The sequence below is a fragment of the Paraburkholderia sp. RL17-380-BIE-A genome, assembly GCF_046028085.1.
Taxonomy (GTDB): Bacteria; Pseudomonadota; Gammaproteobacteria; order Burkholderiales; family Burkholderiaceae; genus Paraburkholderia.
Map to the genome: position 1 here is coordinate 27,288 of NZ_JARESQ010000022.1, position 18,636 is coordinate 45,923.

Annotated in this window: 18 protein-coding genes; 7 read left to right on the plus strand and 11 right to left on the minus strand. The window is 63.5% G+C overall.

All coding sequences use genetic code 11. The annotated features are described in order from the left end of the window. Nucleotides 1-4 precede the first annotated feature (4 nt). Both P0D68_RS29775 and P0D68_RS29780 read right to left on the minus strand, forming a co-directional pair. A complete protein-coding gene (locus tag P0D68_RS29775) occupies nucleotides 5-442 on the minus strand; it encodes a RidA family protein (RefSeq protein WP_408300648.1) in 438 nt (145 codons plus the stop codon). A 59-nt stretch (nucleotides 443-501) separates the two neighbouring features. Further along, complete coding sequence (locus tag P0D68_RS29780) at nucleotides 502-1,845, minus strand: flavin-containing monooxygenase (protein ID WP_408300646.1); 1,344 nt, start codon at nucleotides 1,843-1,845, stop codon at nucleotides 502-504. Nucleotides 1,846-2,108: 263 nt separating this feature from the next. Here P0D68_RS29780 and P0D68_RS29785 point away from each other — a divergent pair, with 263 nt between their 5' ends. The 6 genes from P0D68_RS29785 (at nucleotide 2,109) to P0D68_RS29810 (ending at nucleotide 8,803) form a co-directional block, all read left to right on the plus strand. Further along, nucleotides 2,109-3,035, plus strand: a complete 927-nt coding sequence (locus tag P0D68_RS29785; protein ID WP_091792817.1) for a LysR family transcriptional regulator — start codon at nucleotides 2,109-2,111, stop codon at nucleotides 3,033-3,035. A gap of 190 nt (nucleotides 3,036-3,225) precedes the next feature. Next, the gene (locus P0D68_RS29790; protein WP_408184576.1) at nucleotides 3,226-4,389 is read left to right on the plus strand and encodes an SRPBCC family protein; all 1,164 of its coding nucleotides are present in this window, start codon (nucleotides 3,226-3,228) and stop codon (nucleotides 4,387-4,389) included. Between the two features lie 29 nt (nucleotides 4,390-4,418). After that, entirely contained in the window at nucleotides 4,419-5,600 is a 1,182-nt protein-coding gene (locus tag P0D68_RS29795; RefSeq protein ID WP_408300644.1) for an ABC transporter ATP-binding protein, read from the plus strand. Between the two features lies 1 nt (nucleotide 5,601). Continuing rightward, complete coding sequence (locus tag P0D68_RS29800; RefSeq protein ID WP_091792814.1) at nucleotides 5,602-6,648, plus strand: ABC transporter substrate-binding protein; 1,047 nt, start codon at nucleotides 5,602-5,604, stop codon at nucleotides 6,646-6,648. Between the two features lie 37 nt (nucleotides 6,649-6,685). Then, nucleotides 6,686-7,939: an ABC transporter permease subunit gene (locus P0D68_RS29805; protein ID WP_408300688.1), complete on the plus strand. Its 1,254-nt coding sequence runs from the start codon at nucleotides 6,686-6,688 to the stop codon at nucleotides 7,937-7,939. Between the two features lie 36 nt (nucleotides 7,940-7,975). Further along, nucleotides 7,976-8,803, plus strand: a complete 828-nt coding sequence (locus P0D68_RS29810; protein ID WP_408184578.1) for an ABC transporter permease — start codon at nucleotides 7,976-7,978, stop codon at nucleotides 8,801-8,803. Between the two features lie 7 nt (nucleotides 8,804-8,810). On the opposite strand, the gene P0D68_RS29815 is transcribed toward P0D68_RS29810, so the two are convergent. The 6 genes from P0D68_RS29815 to P0D68_RS29840 all read right to left on the minus strand — a co-directional run bounded on the left by P0D68_RS29815 (nucleotide 8,811) and on the right by P0D68_RS29840 (nucleotide 15,354). Further along, entirely contained in the window at nucleotides 8,811-9,386 is a 576-nt protein-coding gene (locus P0D68_RS29815) for a TMEM175 family protein (RefSeq protein ID WP_408300641.1), read from the minus strand. A 141-nt stretch (nucleotides 9,387-9,527) separates the two neighbouring features. After that, complete coding sequence (locus P0D68_RS29820) at nucleotides 9,528-9,896, minus strand: cupin domain-containing protein (RefSeq protein WP_408300639.1); 369 nt, start codon at nucleotides 9,894-9,896, stop codon at nucleotides 9,528-9,530. A 27-nt stretch (nucleotides 9,897-9,923) separates the two neighbouring features. Beyond that, nucleotides 9,924-11,324, minus strand: a complete 1,401-nt coding sequence (locus tag P0D68_RS29825; protein ID WP_408300637.1) for an FAD-containing oxidoreductase — start codon at nucleotides 11,322-11,324, stop codon at nucleotides 9,924-9,926. A 167-nt stretch (nucleotides 11,325-11,491) separates the two neighbouring features. Next, nucleotides 11,492-11,680: a hypothetical protein gene (locus P0D68_RS29830; RefSeq protein WP_091792808.1), complete on the minus strand. Its 189-nt coding sequence runs from the start codon at nucleotides 11,678-11,680 to the stop codon at nucleotides 11,492-11,494. A 221-nt stretch (nucleotides 11,681-11,901) separates the two neighbouring features. After that, the gene (locus tag P0D68_RS29835) at nucleotides 11,902-14,211 is read right to left on the minus strand and encodes a putative bifunctional diguanylate cyclase/phosphodiesterase (RefSeq protein ID WP_408300635.1); all 2,310 of its coding nucleotides are present in this window, start codon (nucleotides 14,209-14,211) and stop codon (nucleotides 11,902-11,904) included. 291 nt (nucleotides 14,212-14,502) lie between these two features. After that, entirely contained in the window at nucleotides 14,503-15,354 is an 852-nt protein-coding gene (locus P0D68_RS29840) for an SH3 domain-containing protein (RefSeq protein ID WP_408300633.1), read from the minus strand. A 299-nt stretch (nucleotides 15,355-15,653) separates the two neighbouring features. On the opposite strand from P0D68_RS29840, the gene P0D68_RS29845 reads away from it, so the two are divergent. Continuing rightward, nucleotides 15,654-16,232 (plus strand): lysozyme inhibitor LprI family protein, encoded by a 579-nt coding sequence (locus P0D68_RS29845; RefSeq protein WP_408300631.1) that lies wholly within the window; start codon nucleotides 15,654-15,656, stop codon nucleotides 16,230-16,232. 209 nt (nucleotides 16,233-16,441) lie between these two features. Here P0D68_RS29845 and P0D68_RS29850 read toward each other — a convergent pair whose 3' ends face one another. The 3 genes from P0D68_RS29850 to P0D68_RS29860 form a co-directional block, all read right to left on the minus strand. Further along, the gene (locus P0D68_RS29850; RefSeq protein ID WP_177204951.1) at nucleotides 16,442-16,984 is read right to left on the minus strand and encodes a nucleoside deaminase; all 543 of its coding nucleotides are present in this window, start codon (nucleotides 16,982-16,984) and stop codon (nucleotides 16,442-16,444) included. 43 nt (nucleotides 16,985-17,027) lie between these two features. Then, the gene (locus P0D68_RS29855; protein WP_091792804.1) at nucleotides 17,028-18,158 is read right to left on the minus strand and encodes a BMP family ABC transporter substrate-binding protein; all 1,131 of its coding nucleotides are present in this window, start codon (nucleotides 18,156-18,158) and stop codon (nucleotides 17,028-17,030) included. Nucleotides 18,159-18,320: 162 nt separating this feature from the next. Next, nucleotides 18,321-18,629 carry a helix-turn-helix domain-containing protein gene (locus P0D68_RS29860; RefSeq protein WP_408300629.1) on the minus strand — a complete coding sequence of 103 codons (309 nt, stop codon included), beginning with the start codon at nucleotides 18,627-18,629 and terminating at the stop codon, nucleotides 18,321-18,323. Between the last annotated feature and the right edge of the window lie 7 nt (nucleotides 18,630-18,636).

Below are 18,636 nucleotides of genomic sequence, written 5' to 3' on the forward strand. Positions count from 1 at the left end.
CTCCTTAAGCCGCCAGCGGCGTCCATCCATCCGGAATGACGGCGACGACATCGATTTCCATCAACCACTGCGGCTGACCCAGTGCGACCACCACCAGGCCCGTGGAAATCGGAAACACGCCCTTCAGCCACTTGCCGACTTCCTGATAGACCGGCTCGCGATAACGGATGTCTGTCAGGAACGTCGTCGTCTTGACGACGTGCGACAAATCGCTGCCCGCCTCCGCGAGCAATTGCTTGACGTTCTTCATGGCCTGCTCGGCCTGAGCGCGCGGATCGCCGAGGCCGACCAGACGGCCGTCGAAATCCGTGCCCACCTGACCGCGCACATACACGGTATTGCCGGCGCGCACGGCCTGACAAAGATCGTTGTCGAGTGTCTGGTTCGGATACGTATCCTTCGTGTTGAACATGCGGATACGGGTGTGCGTAGGTTGGCTCATCAATGCACCTCAATGCTAGGAAGAAATGGATCGCGGATTAAAGACGCATGCACATCAGTTCAGCCCATCGCGCTGACTTTATGAACGGGCGAATGGCCGGAAGTATTGTCACCGCTTTCGTCGCGGCCGTGCTGTGCATCTGGCTGCGCACCGTCGTAATACGCAAGATATTTGCGCTGCGTGATGATGTGATCCGCGATGTGCTTCGCGTCGTGCCACACGCCCCAGATAAACGCGGAGCCACGACGCGACAACCACGGCAGACCGAGGAAGTAGACGCCGGGTTCCTTCGACACGCCGCGCTGATGTTTCGGCTTGCCCTTTTCATCGAAAGCGTCGACGTTCAGCCAGTTGAAATCGAGCGCATAGCCGGTTGCCCAGACAATCGACGTCACGCCGGCTTTAGCCAGATCGAGATCGTGCAACGGATGCGTCACGCAATCCGGATCCGCGGGAATGATGCGGGCTTCGGGCTCCTCCGGAAGATCGAGGCCATTGCGGGCCGCATAAGCGTCGGCCGCGTCCAGCAGCGACAGATAGTTCTCGTCGCCGCGCGCGATGTTCTCCGCCAGATCCGTTTCGAAAGTCGCCACGCCATGCTCGAACGATTTCGTCAATCCGACGAGCGTGATGCCCTGCTGCGCGAGACGCCGGAAGTCCACCGTATGGCCGCCGCGCGCGCCGCTCACCGCAATGGTGACGTGTTCCCTGCCGGGCTTCATGACTTCCGCGTCCCATTCGCCGAGCACGCCCAGCCACCAGCAGAAATCGCGGCCGCGATAGGCGCGCGGCGGGCGATCATGCGCGCCAACCGACAGATAGACGCGCTTGCCCGCGCGTTGCAACTCGTCGGCGATCTGCACGCCTGACGATCCCGCGCCCACCACCAACACGCCGCCTTCGGGCAATTGTGCGGGATTGCGGTAGTCGGCGGAATGAATCTGCGTGAGACTCGAATCCTGCGGCGCGATCGGCGGAATCACCGGGCGTTGAAAAGGGCCGGTGGCGACCACCACGCGATTGGCCTCGATCGTGCCCTCCGATGTTTCGATCGTGAAGCCCTGCCGTCCCGCATTGCGCACGACCTTCCTGACTTCCACGCCGGTGCGGATCGGTGCATCGAACTTCTTTGCATAGGCGACGAAATAGTCCGCGACCTGCTCTTTCGGCGCGAATCCGTCAGGGTCGACCTCCGCAAACTCGAGATTGGGAAACCGATCGTGCCATGCGGGGCCGTTGGCGACCAGCGAATCCCAACGTCCCGTGCGCCAGCGCTCGGCGATTCGATCGCGCTCCAGGACGAGGTGTGGCACGCCGAGCCTGCTCAGGTGTTCGCTCATGGCGATGCCGGCCTGGCCGGCACCGACCACGAGCGTATCGATTGACGTTGTTTCCACTGTCATGGCTGTGTCCTTCTGAATGGCGGAATGTTTCGATTCGGCTGCGGCCTCGCGGCCTTCAAGCGCTCGCAACCGTGGCGGACCCCAGTCGTGTTTTCCGATGGCGCGTACCGCCTTGGGCCGTTCGTGTCGGTGAAAATCTACGCGCCCCTCCCGAATCTGAAAAATATATTTAAAAAATGCATAGCATCGGATTTTCCTATGCATGTCTTTTTGGCCGCCGCACAATCCCATCCATTGAAGGCCCTGGACATGGAGCGTTGCCGATGGAGAGCCACCCCCTGCGCTACTCGTTGCGCCAGTTGCGTTATTTCGTGGTCACGGCGGAGGCGCTGTCCTTCACCGCCGCCGCGAAGCGTCTGCACATTTCGCAGCCGTCCATCTCGACGGCGCTCGCGGACCTCGAAGTGTCGTTCGGTGTGCAACTGTTCATACGGCATCACGCAAGCGGCCTCTCGCTCACGCAAGCGGGACGCGATCTGCTTGGGCAAGCGCGCAATCTGCTGAAGATTGCGGAAGAATTGCAGATGGCCGCGAAGGAAATGGACGGCGGCATGACGGGCGCCATCGCGCTCGGCTGCCTCGTTTCGCTCGCGCCGCCGCTCATGCCGAGGCTCATCAGCCGCTTCACGGCCGAGCACTCGGGCATTTCGTTCCGCACTGTCGAAGCGCATCAGGACGGCCTCCTGCGTGGCCTGCACGACGGTTCGCTCGACATCGCCCTCACCTATAGCCTCGACCTGACCGAGGACATCGCCTTCACGCCGCTGCTGTCGCTGCCGCCATATGCGATTCTGCCGCGCACGCATCGCCTCGCGCGCGCCCGCAAGGTATCGCTCGCGGACCTCCTGCCCGAGCCATATGTGATGCTCGATCTGCCACACAGCCGCGAGTATTTCGCCGCGCTCTTCGATGCGGTGGGCAACCGCCCTGTGCCCGCGTACCGCTCGTCACAGCCGGAGGTCGTGCGCGGCATGGTGGCCAACGGTCTCGGCTATAGCCTGCTGAACTTTCCGCTCAAATCGAATCGCACCGTGGACGGTGAAGAGTTCGTCATTAAACGTTTCAAAGACAACGTCAACGCCACGATGCTCGGCATTGCGCAGTCACGTACGATGAAACCGCGCCAGGTCGTGCATCGCTTCGCGTCGTTCTGCGAGACGTACATTCGGCGACTGCATCTCGACGATTGATCGGCAAAGCGCGCTTACACGCTTACACGCGTCGAACGGGCCGCCGCTGTATAGGTAAAAACTTTGCTTTGTATCTAAAAACAATATTTTGGCTTGCAATTTGGCTTGATAGATTTGTGTCCATGTTGAGCGCCACGCCACAAAGCCTCGTGCGCGTGCGCTCTTACCGTGATGAACCCAGGAGGACACCATGGCCCACCCGTCAGAGACGATTGCAGTGCAAGCGCTGGTCGACGAACTGCAGACGGGTTGCGAGCGGTCATTCGGCGATGCGCATGCAATGCCGCCCGGTGTCTATACGTCGCCTGAATTCCTCGCGCTGGAAGAGCGCACGATCTTCCAGCGCGAATGGCAATGCGTGGGCCGCGCCAGTGCGCTCAAAGCGCCCGGCGATTACCTGACCACGCGTATCGGCGCACAACCGATCGTGATCTTGCGCGACGAACAGATGCAGCTCAAGGCGATGTCGAACGTGTGCCTGCATCGCATGTCGGTGCTGCTCGAAGGGCGCGGCAATGTGCGTCGTATCGTCTGCCCGTATCACGCATGGAACTATTCGCTCGACGGCGCGCTGCAAGGCGCACCGCTCATGGACCGGCAAGCGGGCTTCTGCAAGGAAGCCTACAGGCTGCCCGCCGTGCGTTGCGAAGAATGGCAAGGCTGGCTCTACGTGACACTCGACCAGAACGCGCCGCCCGTCCACCTGCAGCTCGCCAAACTGGGCGAACTGGTTGGCGCATACGGCATGTCCGACTACATTGAAACCTTCTATGAAGAGCACGTGTGGGACACGAACTGGAAGATCCTCGCGGAAAATTTCATGGAGAGCTATCACCTGCCGATGCTGCATCGCGCGACGGTAGGCCCGCATTCGCGGCTCGACGAAATGGAATGCCCGCCGGGCTATCCCGCCTTCAACTATCACTGGATCACGAAGGAAGCGAGCTTGCCTATCGGCAATGCGCATCCGGATAACACACGTCTCACGGGACACTGGCGCAAGACCACGGCATTGCTCGCCATCTACCCGACGCATCTCGTCACGCTCACGCCGGGTTACTTCTGGTATCTCGTGCTGCAGCCTCAAGGCGTGGGGCGCGTGCATATCCGCTTTGGCGGCGGTCTTGCGCCCGAATTCATCGCCGATCCCGCGGCCAACGCGCACATGACGACGTTGAAGAAACTGCTCGACGAAGTGAACGCCGAAGACAAACGCGGCGTGGAAGCCGTCTTTCGCGGCGTGCATGCGCCGCTCGCGAAACCCGGCCATCTGAGTCATCTCGAACGCCCGAACTACGATTTCGCGCGCTATCTTGCGAGCAAAGTCGCCACGGCGACGCTCGGCGCGCACTGAACCCGCTTCACCGACAGGACGCAATCACGATGTCAAACCCTTCCTTCATTTCGTTCTCGGGCGTGAGCAAAACGTATGACGGCACGCAAAATGTCGTCGACGATTTGAACCTCGACGTGCGCAAGGGAGAATTCCTGTCGCTGCTCGGCCCGTCCGGCTCGGGCAAGACGACCACGCTCATGATGCTCGCGGGATTCGAATCGCCCACGCACGGCGAGATCCGCCTGGATGGCCGCAGGCTCGACGACAAGCCGCCGCATCAACGCGACATCGGCATGGTGTTTCAGAACTACGCGCTCTTTCCGCATCTGACGATTGCGGAGAACGTCGCGTTTCCGCTCTCCGTGCGGCACGTGAGCCGCGCTGAACAGAAAACGCGCGTGAAGCGCGCACTCGAAATGATCGAGCTGCCGCATCTGGCGAACCGGCGCCCCGTGCAACTCTCGGGCGGACAGCAGCAGCGCGTGGCGCTCGCGCGCGCGCTCGTGTTCGAGCCGAGCGTCGTGCTGATGGACGAACCACTCGGCGCGCTCGACAAACGCCTGCGCGAAACCATGCAATACGAAATCATGCGCCTGCATCGCGAGCTGTCGCTCACGATCGTCTATGTGACGCACGATCAGGCCGAAGCGCTGACCATGTCCGATCGCGTCGCCGTGTTCTCCGACGGCCGCATCCAGCAAGCCGCCACGCCGAGCGAACTCTACGAGAACGCGCAGAACGCGTTCGTCGCCAACTTCGTGGGCGAGAACAACGGGTTGAGCGGACGTGTCGTCAATGTGGGCGACGACTGGGCGACGCTCGCGCTGTCCGACGGCAGCGTGATTCGCGGCCGTTGCGAACCCGGCCTGCGCGCGGGCGACGAAGCGATGCTCGCGTTGCGCCCCGAGCGCGCGCATATCCCGAGCGCGGAAGGCCTGCACGTCGACGAACAGAGCAACGTGGTGCGTGCGCGCGTCGAGGAACTGGTGTATTGCGGCGATCACCATCGCGTCCACCTGAAGCTCGGTTCGCGCGATTCCCTCGTCGTGAAAGTGCCCAACACGCAGCGCCACGCGCTGCCTTCGCCCGGCAACGAGATCGACATCGCCTGGCGCCACGACGACTGCAAGATTCTCGCGGCGGCCGCGCCACGCAGCGCGCCCACGCTCCACGTATCCACACCGCCGTCACCTTCCATCATCACTACAGCAGCCGCAGGAGCCAACTGAAATGCGCACTCTTCACAAAGCACAAAGCGCCGCACTCGCCGCACTCGCATTCGCCACCGTGACCGTCCAGGCCGCGGAGACGCTCTCCGTCGTGACCTTCGGCGGCGCTTATGAAGCGGCCGCGAAAAAGGCCTATTTCGAACCGTTCACGCAGGCCACCGGCATCGGCTTTTCGACCGAATCGTACGACGGCGGTCTCGCCAAGCTCTCCGCCATGGAGCAGGCGAAGAACACCACGTGGGACCTGATCGACCTCGAAACGAACGACGCGATCACCGCCTGCGACGAAGGCCTCCTGCAGAAGTTCGACAAGAAATCGCTCGGCAAGACGAGCGACTTCATTCCCGGCTCGATCAGCGATTGCGCGGTCGCGAGCATGGTCTGGTCCACGGTCTATGCGTACGATGCCAGCAAGCTGAAGACCGCGCCGACCACCGTCAACGACTTCTTCGATCTGCAGAAATTCCCCGGCAAGCGCGGCCTGCGCAAATCGCCGAAGGTAACGATGGAATGGGCGCTGATCGCTGACGGCGTCGATCCGAAGGACGTCTATAAAGTGCTCGGCACGCCCGCCGGCGTGGATCGCGCGTTCAAGAAACTCGACACGATCAAGAAGAGCATCGTGTGGTGGGAGTCGGGTGCGCAGGCGCCGCAGTTGCTCGCGGACGGCGCGGTCGTGATGACGCAGGCCTACAACGGCCGTATCGACGACGCCGCGAAGAAGGACAACAAGCCGTTCAAGGCCGTCTGGGACGCACAGGTCTACGACTTCGACTGGTGGGGCGTTCCGACAGGCGCGAAGCATGCCGACGCCGCTGCGAAATTCATCGTCTCCGCATCCCAGCCGAAGGCGTATGCGGATTTGTCGAAGTACATCGCCTATGCGCCGCCGCGCAAGGACGCGATCGCGCTCGTCGACAAGCAGCGCCTCGCCGATCTGCCGACCTCACCGCAGAACTTCAAGCGCGCGCTGCAGATCAACGCAGGCTTCTGGGCCGACAACGCGGACCAGATCAACAAGCGCTTCCAGGTGTGGCTGACGCAATAAACCCATCGTCCGACGAGAGCCCAACTTGACTACCAGCATGCCCGCCCCGGCCCGCGCCTCATCCCTGGGCTCTCCGACGAGAGCCGACGGCGGCGCTTCATTTCAGAAAGCGCGTCGCCGCGCATCGGTGCGGGCTTTGCTGCTCGCGCTGCCGCTCATCGTGTTCCTCGTGTCGACGTTCATCGCGCCGATCGCGCTGCTGCTCGCGCGCAGCGTGCAGAACCATGAAATGTCCAGCAGCATGCCCGCATTGACCCGCGCACTCGATGCGTGGGACGGCCGCGGCGTGCCGGACGAACATACCTTCGCCCTGCTCGCTGCGGGCCTCAAAGAAGCGCAGCAGAGCGGCCAACTCGGCACTGTCGCGCGCCGGCTGAACTTCGAGCAGGCCGAGTTCCGCAGCCTGCTGATGCGCACCGCGCGCCAACTTCCCGCCGATGCGCCGCCCGCGTGGAAACCGGCGCTCGTCGAACTCGACGAACGCTGGAATTCGCCGGAAACCTGGCGCCTGCTCAAGCGCGCCGCCGCGTCGCCGACGCCCGACTATCTGCTCGCCGCCGTCGACGCGCAAGTCACGCCACAAGGTTCGGTCGCGTTCGTGCCGGACAACGCCTCGATTTATCGGCAGGCCTTCTTGCGCACGATCTCGATCAGCGCCACGGTCACGCTGCTGTGCCTCGTGCTCGGCTATCCGGTGGCATGGCTGCTCGCGAACCTGCCCGCGAAAAGCAGCAACCGCCTGATGCTCTTCGTGATCGTGCCGTTCTGGACCTCGCTGCTCGTGCGCACCACCGCGTGGTACGTGCTGCTGCAGCCGGGCGGCGTCATCAACAGCCTGCTGATGGGTCTGGGCCTCGCCACGCATCCGCTGCCACTCATCTTCAACCGCACCGGCGTGCTCATCGGCATGACGCACGTGCTGCTGCCCTACATGATTCTCGCGATCTATTCGGTGATGAAAAGCGTGTCGCCCGTCTACGTGCGCGCGGCGCAATCGCTCGGCGCGCATCCGTTCACCGCGTTCGTGCGGGTCTACATACCGCAGACGCTGCCAGGCGTGGGCGCCGGCTGCTTCCTCGTGTTCGTGCTCGCGCTCGGTTACTACATCACACCCGCGCTGCTCGGCGGCGCAGGCGACGAGATGATCAGCCAGCTCATTGCGATCCAGACCAACACGCAGCTCAACTGGGGACTCGCCGGCGCACTCTCGGCCTATCTGGTGATTTTCACGGCGATCTTCTATTTCCTGTTCAACCGCATCGTCGGTATCGACCGCTTGCGCTTTGGTTAAGCCCGGTCGAACACGCGCACACGACGAAGGAACGACATGCAAGACAAACGCAACAAGGTGCTGACGGAACGCATCGCCACACGCTGGGTGCGAGTACACACGGCGCTCGTGCTTTTCTTTCTGATTGCGCCGATTCTCGCCATCATCCCGCTCTCATTCAATTCGGGTTCGTACTTCTCGTACCCGATGCAGGGCTTCTCGTTCCGCTGGTATGAGCAGGCGCTCACGAGCGCGGACTGGCAACGCTCGCTCCTGAACAGCATCGGCATCGGCGCGGCGTCCACGTTGATCGCCACGTGTCTCGGCACGCTCGCCGCGCTGGGTCTTTCGCGCGCTCAGTTTCCGCTGCGCTCGCTGATCATGCCGATCATCATTTCGCCGATGATCGTGCCGATCGTCGTGGTCGCGGCGGGCTTCTATCTGATCTTCGCGCCGCTCGGCCTCGTGAACTCGTATCCCGGCGTGGTGCTGGCGCACGCGGCGCTCGGCACGCCGTTTGTCGTGATCACCGTGACCGCGTCGCTGCTGTCGTTCGATCAGAGTTTGTTGCGCGCCGCTTCCGGGCTCGGCGCGGCGCCCTGGGTCACGTTCCGGCGCGTCACGCTGCCGCTCATCATGCCGGCGGTCGCAACCGGCAGCGTGTTCGCCTTCGCGACCTCGTTCGATGAAGTGATCGTGATTCTGTTCATTGGCGGCCCGGATCAAACCACCGTACCGCGACAGATGTGGAGCGGCATTCGCGACTCGATCGACCCCTCGATTCTCGCCGTGGCGACGATGCTGATCGTATTCGCCGTGCTGCTCTTCGCGAGCATCAACTGGCTGCGCGGCCGCGCGGCCGCGGCCAGCAGCGCGCTCACCTGATGCGCGCTCACGCTTCCATCACGTGTTCGATACGGCGATCCGGCACCAGCCACCACGCGGCGGCGAGCGTATACAGCGCCGCCGAACCCCACGGCACGACGAACGCCAGCGCGATACCCGTGAGATAGATCACGACCGAAACCTTGCCCTTGAAGTCATTGCCGACCGCTTTCGCGAGAGTCGAATCCTCGCCGTGCTCGCGAATCAGCACGCGCATGAGGATGAAATAGGCGATCGCCGACATGAACAGCACCACGCCGTACATCGCGGTCGGCCAGGAGGCGAGATGGTTTTCGCCGACCCAGTGCGTGACGGCGGGCAGCAGCGACAGCCAGAACAGCAGATGGAGGTTCGCCCACAGCACCGCGCCGTTGACCTTCTGCACGGCATGGAACATGTGATGATGATTGTTCCAGTAGATGCCCACGTAGATGAAACTCAGCACATATGCGCAGAACACGGGGAGCACCGGGCGCAGCGCCGCGAGATCGAAGCCTTCCGGCACCTTCAACTCGAGCACCATGATCGTGATGATGATGGCGATCACGCCATCGCTGAAGGCTTCGACACGTCCTTTGCCCATGGATTGGATTCCTGATGATGGTGTTGAATGCGGTTGCGCGCCAAGGCGGCCCGCACTCCGCGGGCGACCCGCGCCGCTGCCGATTATCCGCGAAGCCGTAACGATTTGTCGATCCGGCCGGGTTCGACCCGCGTGCCGTGTTCAGCGCGAAGCGTCGTCCGGGTAGTAGACGGCGAGCCACACGCTGGGCTCCCGGTCGCTTGTCCATGCTACCCGATGCCGGCAATGCGCTTCGATCAGCACGTGATCGCCGGGCTTCATCGAAAGCGGCTCGGCCTCGCCTTCGAATTCGAGCGTGGCCGCGCCGCTCAGCAGCACGACAAACTCGGCGCGAGGACTGTCGTACCAGAAGCCCGGCGGGCTGGCGTGCCCCATCGAGACGATCCGCTCGATGCTCACGCCGCCCTGTTCCACCAGGGCGTCGACCTGCTCGCCCTCTCCTTCGCCCTCGCTCCCGCCCGCCGACGCACCGGGGTCGAACAGATTGCCGCTTCGGATCGCACGCTTCATCGTGGCTGCTCCGCTTGTGCGTACCGCTCACTTCATGGGCTTGAGCCCGTCGAGCAAGGTCGGCACCAGTTCGCTGATGGTCGGATGAATATGCATGGCGTACTGCAAAGTCGGATACGGCGCGCCCGCCGTCATGATGTCGATGAAGGTATGAATCGCCTCATCGCCTTCAATGCCGTGAATGGCCGCCCCGAGAATCTGCTTGCTCTGCGCGTCGACCATCACCTTCATGAAGCCATCGGTCTCGCCGCGTTCGCGCGCACGGCCCACGCGCGACATCGGCATGGTGGCGATCAGCGCATCGCGGCCCGCTTTGCGCACCTCGGCCTCCGAAGCGCCGACGCGCGCAAGCGGCGGATCGACGAACACCGCATACGCCATGATGCGTGTGTCCACGGTGCGCGCGCCGCCGTCGAGCAGATTGGCCGCGACGATCTGAAAGTCGTCGTAGGAAGTGTGGGTAAAAGCGCCACGCCCGTTGACGTCGCCGATCGCCCACACGCCCGGCACGTTGGTGCGCAACTGGCCGTCCACGGGAATCGTGCCGTGCTTGTCCGTCGTGATGCCGGCGGCCGCGAGGCCGAGGTCGTCGGTATTCGGCTCACGGCCGGTGGCGAACAGCAGATGCGACGCTTCGAGCGCCGGAATGTTCTGCTCGAAGCCGATACACACTTCGTTCGGGTGATGCGGATGCGGCTCGACTCGCGAAGGCTGCACGCCGAAGTGAAACTCGACACCCTCGCGGGCGAGCACCTTCTGCACGGATTCGGCGAAGTCGGCGTCCTCGCGGGTGAGCACGCGTTCGCCGCGCACCAGCACGGTCACGCGGCTGCCAAAGCGGCGAAAGATCTGCGCGAATTCGAGCGCGATATAGCTCGCGCCGACAATCACCAGATGACCCGGCAATTCCGTCAGTTCGAGCAGATTGGAGTTCGTGTAGTACGGAATCCGCTCGAGACCGTGGAGCGGCGGCACGACGGCGCGCGTGCCTGTGTTGATGAAGATTTCGTCGGCGCTGAGCTCGTCGAGCAGCTTGCCGTCCGGTCCGCTAACCGAAAGCGCATGAGGTCCGGTAAAGCGCGCATGGCCTTTGAACACGCTCACGTTCTTCGCGCCGCGCAGCCATTTCTCGACGCCGTCGCGCGACTGCCCGATGATCCTGTCCTTGCGCGCCTTGACGGCCGCCAGATCGACGCTGACCGCGCCGCTCAGTTGCACGCCGAGTTCCGCGCAATGGCGCGCGACATGCGCCGCGCGAGCACTGGCGACGTAGGATTTGGTCGGGGTGCAGCCGACGTTCACGCACGTGCCGCCAAAGGCCCCGCGCTCGATGACCGCGGTTTTACGGCCGCTTTGACCGAGACGCACGGCAAGCGGCGCGCCGCCTTGTCCCGTACCGATCACGACTGCATCGAAGTGCTGTGACATGGCAACTCTCCGGAAGCTGGGATGCATGTCGTAGCATCTTACCCTCAGCCTCTCGAATCGCCATGCTGCGTTGCCGGTTGCCGGTGGTTGCTGATCACAGACTAATTGTCATTCGAATGCCAACTGTTCCGCACTATTGCTTCTCACCGTCCGCAAAGCCGCGAGGCTTAGTCGTGGCAATGCACGGCGCAGATCAATTCACGCGAGCGTTGCAGCGCGGCCTGCGCGCCACGTGACGCCACGACCCAGCCGACCTGGCCCAGGTTGAAATCCTGCGACACCATCACCTGCATGAGGGCGACCATCGGCAAAAGCACCGACGGCCGGTAAAGCTGGTTCCTGATCAAAGCTGGCATGACAACTCCCGTCGAGCGGCGCCGCTTCGGCTTCGCTCTATTCACGTTTCGATGGGAGGATTGTAGGGAGGTGGCCTTCGCGGATAAATACCGCTAACGCGAAGGCACTTGTTTGTCAAACCGAACAATCGAATCCGGCCGCAAGCGGCAGCGCACGACGAAATCCCGCGCCGCCAAGCCTGGCAAGGCGCACAGGCTTGCGCGCGTAAGCGCCGGCGCGCTCAGGAAGCGTCGACCAGACCGACCTGCGCGTCCCACAAACTACGCGCGTACGCACTGGCCCCGACCGGGCGGCTGTAAAAATAGCCCTGCTGCTTGTCGCAATGGATCGCGCGCAGGAACGCCGCCTGTTCGGCGGTCTCCACCCCTTCGGCGGTAACGTTCATGCCGAGCGAGTGCGCCATCGCCACCACGGCCTGCGTAATCGCAATCGAATCGCGATGATCCGGCAAGCCGGCGACGAACGAGCGGTCGATCTTCAGGTTATGCAGCGGAAAGCGCTTCAGATAAGACAGCGACGAATAACCGGTGCCGAAATCGTCGACGGAAATGCGCACGCCCATGTCGTTCAGCGTGCTCAGCATGGGCAACACGGTTTCGCTGTCGCTCATCAGCAGCCGTTCGGTGATTTCCAGTTCCAGCGCCGACGGCTCGAGCCCGGATTGCATCAGGCAGCGCTGGATGCGCTCCACCAGGCCGTCGTTGAACTGCCGGGGCGACAGGTTCACCGCGACGATCAGTTCCGGCGCCAGCGTGCGCCGCCATTGCGCCACCTGCTCGCAGGCCCGCGCCAGCACGAAGTTGCCGATCTCGCCGATCAGGCCCGCATCTTCGGCGACGGGGATGAATTCCCCCGGCGACACGTTGCCCAGTTCGCTGTTGTACCAGCGCAGCAGCGCTTCCGCGCCGATCGTGCGGCCGTCGCGGCTATCGACGATCGGCTGGTACACGAGGCTCAGTTCGTTGGAAGCGAGCGCGCGCCGCAGCGATTGCTCGATCGTGAAGCGCCGTTGCAACTGCTGATTCAGCTCGGCGGTGAAGAACTGGAAGTTGTTGCGGCCGCGCTGTTTGGCGTGATACATGGCCGAATCGGCGTTGCGCATCAGCGTGGCCACATCCTGGCCGTCCTCGGGAAAGCGGCTGATGCCGATCGACGCGCCCAGGTAGTACTCGTTGTCCGCCACCGCGAACGGCTCCGCGATCATGTCGAGGATGCGCCGCGCGAGGCCGATCAGCTGCCCGGTGTTCTCATACGCGCTGACCACGATCACGAATTCGTCGCCGCCCACCCGCGCGAGCGTGTCCTCCGGCGAGATACACGCCGAGAGCCGTTGCGCCACGCTGCAAAGCAGGGAGTCGCCGGCCTCGTGACCCGCGGTGTCGTTGACCTTCTTGAAGCCGTCCAGGTCGACGAACAGCACGGCGACGCTCGCCAGTTCGCCGACGCCGGACGCGGTGTCGAGCGAGAACAGATCGCGCAGCCGCTCGGTGAGGTACGCGCGGTTGTAGAGGCCGGTGAGCGAATCGCGAGTGGCGAGGAATTTGAGTTGCCGTTGCGCTTCGCGCACGGGTCCGATGTCGGTAAACGAGATCAACACCGAGCTGGGCTCCGTATCGCCCGGCTTGATGATCGGCACCACGTTCTCGGTGATCCAGACGACGTCGCCGCCAATCAGCTCCACGCCGATCGTGACACCCAGCACGGGTTTGCCGGTGGCGAGCACCTGAGCGGTCGGGCGCGCGGCCTCGGTGACGAGCGAGCCGTCCTCGTGATACGCGCGCACCATCACCGACTGGATACTGCGGCCGACGAGCTCCGGCGTTGCGCGCAAAATCCGCTGCGCGCTCGGGTTGCAGGCCAACACCACGCCTGCGCGCGACTGCACGACGATCCCTTCGATCAGGTGATGGACCACCAGACGGTGATGCTCCTCGCTGTGCGCGAGCCGCTGCGCCATGGCGTCCTGATGCACGGCCAGACCAACGCTGCGGCCGATGTCGCGCAGCATCGCTTCTTCTTCGGCACTGGGACGGCGCGACGTGCGGTAATACACCGCGAATGCGCCGAGCACCACGCCGGAATCGTTTTCAAAGTGCACCGACCAGCAGGACCGCAGGCCGATCGGCAACGCGAGGTGCCGGTAGTCGGCCCACAGCGGATCGGTTTCGATATCGTCGACGGCGACGAGACGCCGCTCGAACATCGCAGTCCCGCATGAGCCCACCTGTGGCCCGATCATCACGCCGTCAATGGCCGCGCTGTAGTGCCTGGGCAGCGAAGGCGCGCCGCCGACCCTGGCGTGCACGCCGTCGGCGTCGAGCAACAGGATCGAACAGGACGCACCTTCCCCCAGCAGCGCTTCCGCGCGGCGGCATACTTCGTCGAGCAATTCCGGCAGCGGTGTGTTCTGCGTAATCAATCGCAACACCGTGCGCTCGGACGCGAGCACGCCTTCGGCCAGATTCGCACAGTAGCGAATGCCTTCAGGCGCGGCTCCCGTCTTGTTTTCTGATGTCGCTTCGCAAGTCATTTGTGCGCCCCCTAACCCGACATCGGCAGTTTAGTGTACGCGGCACACCGGGGTTTACGCGAGGGTCGCGAATTTTATTCTTCGCGCATCGCGTAATGCCCGCTTGATCTCGACTGTCAATCACCGGATCGAAGGGTTCAGTTGCCGGGACGAGATGACGGCATTCTGTTCGGGTTCCGCAGGCGGGGTTCCGACACCGCCTGGCGGAACCCTGGAACCCGAATCAAGCAATAGCCTGTCGCGGCGGCTTTTTTGGTGACTTTTTGATATTTGTCGGCCGCGTGGTTGCGATCAGCCGTGCTGGTCCGGTGGGCGGCCCCCGCCGCCGCCCTTTTCTCCGCCGCCGTTTCCGCCGCCATGCCCACCGTTTCCGCCGCCCGGCGGCCGACCGCCACCACCTCCGCCACCTTGAGGCGGATGGCCGCCCGCGTTCCCCGGCGGCGGACCGCCCTGCGGCCTTCCCCCGTCATGCCCGGACGGCGGTCCACCCTGCGGCCTTCCCTCGTCATGCCCCGACGGCGGTCCACCCTGCGGCCTTCCCCCGTCATGTCCCGGCGGCGGTCCACCCTGCGGCCTTCCCCCGTCATGCCCCGACGGTGGGCCGCCCTGCGGCCTTCCTCCGTCGTGTCCCGGCGGCGGTCCACCCTGCGGCCTGCCACCTCCGTGCCCCGGCGGCGGACCGCCCGGTGGACGACCTCCGGGTGGCCGTCCGGCGTCAGGACGCGGCGGAGGCGGCGGCGGATGATGCGCCCAGCGCGATTGCTGGCCGTACCAAGGTCGTCCGCGATAGTAATCGCCCCAATACGTGCCAATCGAGAACGTCACGATGGGCAGGCCGATCACCGTACCGTAGTTCATCACAGGCACATTGGCGCCCTGATACGGATAGCTGAGCCGCCCCGCATAGACCCAGCCGCGCAGATTGGGCGCGGCGATATCACACCATTCATAGTTACTGATACACCCCATCACGCTCACCGGCACACCGCCCGGCAGTTGCGTCACGACCGGGTAGTCGGAGGCCGGGCCCGCGCGCACGTTGACCGTGCCATTCGTGTACGCCTGCGACTGTGCGCACGCCACGGCGGGCAATGCCAGCACGCCGGCCGCCGCATAAAGACATCGAACGAGGTGTTGTTTCATTCTTTCTCCCGATTCAGCGTCCGCGGTCCGCCGCCGGCACGCCTCTGCTGATGCGTTATGAATATTGTTTCTTCTTGCACAACTCATCGCGTTGCCGCGCGATGCCAGCTACCTGTAAGGACGTTGCACGGCGCGTGCCTGAAAGCGTTCAGTCGATCCTCAATCGATTCTTGCGGCGTCTTCGCCTGGCAAGATTTGGTAACCACCCGGTCGAAGTCACGCGTTTTTCCGGCGTCCATGTTTCGGCAATCCGACCGATCATCGCTTCCATGAAAAAGCCATGCACTGCCGGGACTGCGATGAACCTCCTCCGTCCGCTTCTGATCGCCGCGCTCATGCTCACGCATCCGCTCGCCCATGCCGCGAGCTTCGACTGCAATAAGGGGCGCTCGCTGACCGAGAAGATGATTTGCCACGACCCCGCGCTCTCGAAGCTCGACGACACCCTCGGGCAACTGTACTGGAAAGCCCGGCGGCGAGTCGCCAACCGGCGCGCCTTTCTCACCGACAGCGATAGCAAGTGGGCATGGCGGGAAGCGAATTGCCGTGACTCGGCGTGTCTGGGGACGTGGTACGCAACGCGCATCGAAGAACTGCAGCAGCTGATAGAAAGCCTGCAAGCGGGGACGCCGCAGCCGTTTGCCTCACCGGACGAACCGGACTCGCGCAGCAGGCCCGTCGTGGCTCCCGAGCAATCCACCGGCATGGCGATGCTTCAGTGTACGGCGGCGAATCCAGGGATCGTAGTGAACGAGCAGTGCTCAGCCGTGCTCACGGAGAACGGCAGTCAATGGAAACACAAGCCGCATGACGGCGGCTGGTTTTGCGGCGTGGCCACACTGGCGCCGGCGGAACTGCAGACGGACGTCGCGAACTAGGAAGGCTGTTGCGCATACCTGCCGCGCCAACGCGGCGATACAGGCGTGCGGCTTACGCGAGCAGGCGAGATGGCGAGCAGGAAGGCGAGCACCGAGGTGCTCGCTATGCCTGGACACGCCGCCAGCGACAAGGCAAGACGCCCTTCTCCCGGAACCGCGAAAAACGCCGCTCGGGAGAAGGGAAAAAGCCAGGAAGGAAGAAACCGCCGCTACCGACCGCTCCAGAATCTGCGCTGAACCTCCATCACCTCGGCTTCCACCTCGGGGACCGGCCCGATCACCTCCACCGGTTTCTGGCAATGATCGAAGACATACCGGCAATCCACGCTCATGGTGGGATTTTCGGCGTGATCGCCGGTCGCTTCCAGCAAGCGCTTTTCGGTCATGCCGAACACGACCCGGCCGATGTTGGCCCAATACATCGTCCCGGCGCACATGCAGCACGGTTCGACCGATGTGTACAGCGTGCAACTCCACAAATACTCCGGCGTGAAGTTCAACGCGGCCACGCGCGCGAGCACCGACTCGGCGTGATTCACCGTATCGACGTTGCCCTGCTCCATCAGCACCGTCTCCTGGTCCGGGCCGACCAGCACCGCGCCGAACGGATGGTGCCCTAGCAGCGTCGCCCGTTCGGCCACCCGGCTCGAATGCTGCAGATGCCGCACGATCTGCTCGTGCGTGGGCGTCAAACCCTGCGGCGGATAGTTCGAGGCCGCAGCGGCGGCCCCGCTCGAGACGGTCAGACTCACGGGCGATCTCCTTGAATAATAGTTAGATTTGCGAAGCAAATTATTACTTCGGCAGCGTACCGTCCACGCCCTCTACGAACCAGTTCAAACGCAGCAGTTCCGGATCGCTCAGCGACTTGCCGGCGGCCACCTTCACCGCGCCGGACTGATCCATGATCGGTCCGGCAAACGGATTGAACTTGCCGGAGATGATGTCGTCGCGCTTCTGGCTCAAGGCTTTCTGCGCGGTCGGCGACACGGCTTCAGTGTTGATGTCGGCGAGGTCGATCGCCTTCTCTTTCAGCCCCCACCACACCGGCGAGTTGTTCCATGTGCCCGACATCACCTGCTCCACCAGATGCGTGTAGTACACGCCCCAGTTGCTCACGCACGCACCCAGTTGCGCATTCGGCCCGAACTTCTTCATATTCGAGTCCCAGCCGAACGCATGCACCTTCTTCTGCTCGGCGGTCTGCATCGTCGCCGTCGAATCGGTGTTCTGGATCAGCACGTCGGCGCCCTGGCCGATCAGCGTTTCGGCGGCCTGCTTTTCGCGGCCCGGATCGAACCAGCTATTGATCCACACCACTTTCACGCGCGCCTTTGGATTGACCGAACGCGCACCCATCGTGAATGCATTGATGTTGCGCACCACTTCAGGCACCGGCACCGAGCCGACAAAACCGAGCGTGTTCGACTTGGTCGTATAGCCCGCGACGAGGCCGGCCAGGTATGCGCTTTGATAGGTGCGTACGTCGTAGGTGGCGAAGTTGGCCGCCTTCTTGTAGCCGGTCGCATGCTCGAACACGGTGTCCGGGAAGTCCTTGGCCACTTTCAGTTCGAAATCCTGGAAGCCGAAACTCGAGCCCACCACGATCTTGTTGCCCTTGGACGCCAGGTCGCGGAACACGCGCTCCGAATCCGCCGACTCCGGCACGTTCTCCACGCGCGTCACTTTGACCTTGTCGCCGAACTTCGCCTCGACTTCCTTCACGCCCTGCTCGTGAGCGTAGGTCCAGCCGGCGTCGCCCGGATTGCCGAGATAGACGAAGGCGATGCCGATCGGCTGCGTGGTGGCGGCGGCCGCCCCGGCGGCGCTGAATGCCAGCGTCGCGCCAAGCGTTGCCGCGAGTACGGTTCGGACGGTTTTGATGCGCAGTGAATGATGCAGCGCTCGCGCCAGCGTTGTTTTCATGAATTCTCCGAAGATGGTTGAAGGTGCCTGCCCCAGCGCTCGGGATAACCCGGGCAAGGCTCCAGCATAGGGGGCCATATTCGAAGGTCAATTTCAGCGGCAAAATTATTATTCGTTATCCCGCCCATAACGAAACCCGTATTTTGGTGACCGGACGACGCCTCAGTGAAGTTTCGGCGGCGGGTCTGGCTGATCTTCATCAGGTGCCTCACCGTCGCCGAACAACTCGCCGCACAGCGTTTCGCCGAGTTCGCTCAGGCGCGCCGTGCCGGTGCCTTCCTCGCTGAAGGTGGTGAGCACCAGACCACCGTCGACCAGCGCCGTTAAATGCCGCCGCAGGCCGCTCATCGGCACGCCGGCCTGCTTCGACAGTTTGGCGAGCGACCACGCGCCGCCCGGCGTTTCCCGATGCGCGCGCCAGAGTTGCGTCAGCACGGCGGCGAGCACCGGATCGAGTTCGTCGTCTTCCATGGTGAGT

Bases quoted from the DNA above. Each gene is read 5' to 3' on its own strand.
- P0D68_RS29775 (WP_408300648.1), bottom strand. From the start codon at position 442: ATGAGCCAACCTACGCACACCCGTATCCGCATGTTCAACACGAAGGAT.
- P0D68_RS29805 (WP_408300688.1), top strand. From the start codon at position 6,686: ATGCCCGCCCCGGCCCGCGCCTCATCCCTGGGCTCTCCGACGAGAGCC.
- P0D68_RS29840 (WP_408300633.1), bottom strand. From the start codon at position 15,354: ATGAAACAACACCTCGTTCGATGTCTTTATGCGGCGGCCGGCGTGCTG.
- P0D68_RS29855 (WP_091792804.1), bottom strand. From the start codon at position 18,158: ATGAAAACAACGCTGGCGCGAGCGCTGCATCATTCACTGCGCATCAAA.
- P0D68_RS29795 (WP_408300644.1), top strand. From the start codon at position 4,419: ATGTCAAACCCTTCCTTCATTTCGTTCTCGGGCGTGAGCAAAACGTAT.
- P0D68_RS29860 (WP_408300629.1), bottom strand. From the start codon at position 18,629: ATGGAAGACGACGAACTCGATCCGGTGCTCGCCGCCGTGCTGACGCAA.
- P0D68_RS29810 (WP_408184578.1), top strand. From the start codon at position 7,976: ATGCAAGACAAACGCAACAAGGTGCTGACGGAACGCATCGCCACACGC.
- P0D68_RS29785 (WP_091792817.1), top strand. From the start codon at position 2,109: ATGGAGAGCCACCCCCTGCGCTACTCGTTGCGCCAGTTGCGTTATTTC.
- P0D68_RS29780 (WP_408300646.1), bottom strand. From the start codon at position 1,845: ATGACAGTGGAAACAACGTCAATCGATACGCTCGTGGTCGGTGCCGGC.
- P0D68_RS29800 (WP_091792814.1), top strand. From the start codon at position 5,602: ATGCGCACTCTTCACAAAGCACAAAGCGCCGCACTCGCCGCACTCGCA.
- P0D68_RS29790 (WP_408184576.1), top strand. From the start codon at position 3,226: ATGGCCCACCCGTCAGAGACGATTGCAGTGCAAGCGCTGGTCGACGAA.
- P0D68_RS29845 (WP_408300631.1), top strand. From the start codon at position 15,654: ATGAACCTCCTCCGTCCGCTTCTGATCGCCGCGCTCATGCTCACGCAT.
- P0D68_RS29835 (WP_408300635.1), bottom strand. From the start codon at position 14,211: ATGACTTGCGAAGCGACATCAGAAAACAAGACGGGAGCCGCGCCTGAA.
- P0D68_RS29815 (WP_408300641.1), bottom strand. From the start codon at position 9,386: ATGGGCAAAGGACGTGTCGAAGCCTTCAGCGATGGCGTGATCGCCATC.
- P0D68_RS29825 (WP_408300637.1), bottom strand. From the start codon at position 11,324: ATGTCACAGCACTTCGATGCAGTCGTGATCGGTACGGGACAAGGCGGC.
- P0D68_RS29820 (WP_408300639.1), bottom strand. From the start codon at position 9,896: ATGAAGCGTGCGATCCGAAGCGGCAATCTGTTCGACCCCGGTGCGTCG.
- P0D68_RS29830 (WP_091792808.1), bottom strand. From the start codon at position 11,680: ATGCCAGCTTTGATCAGGAACCAGCTTTACCGGCCGTCGGTGCTTTTG.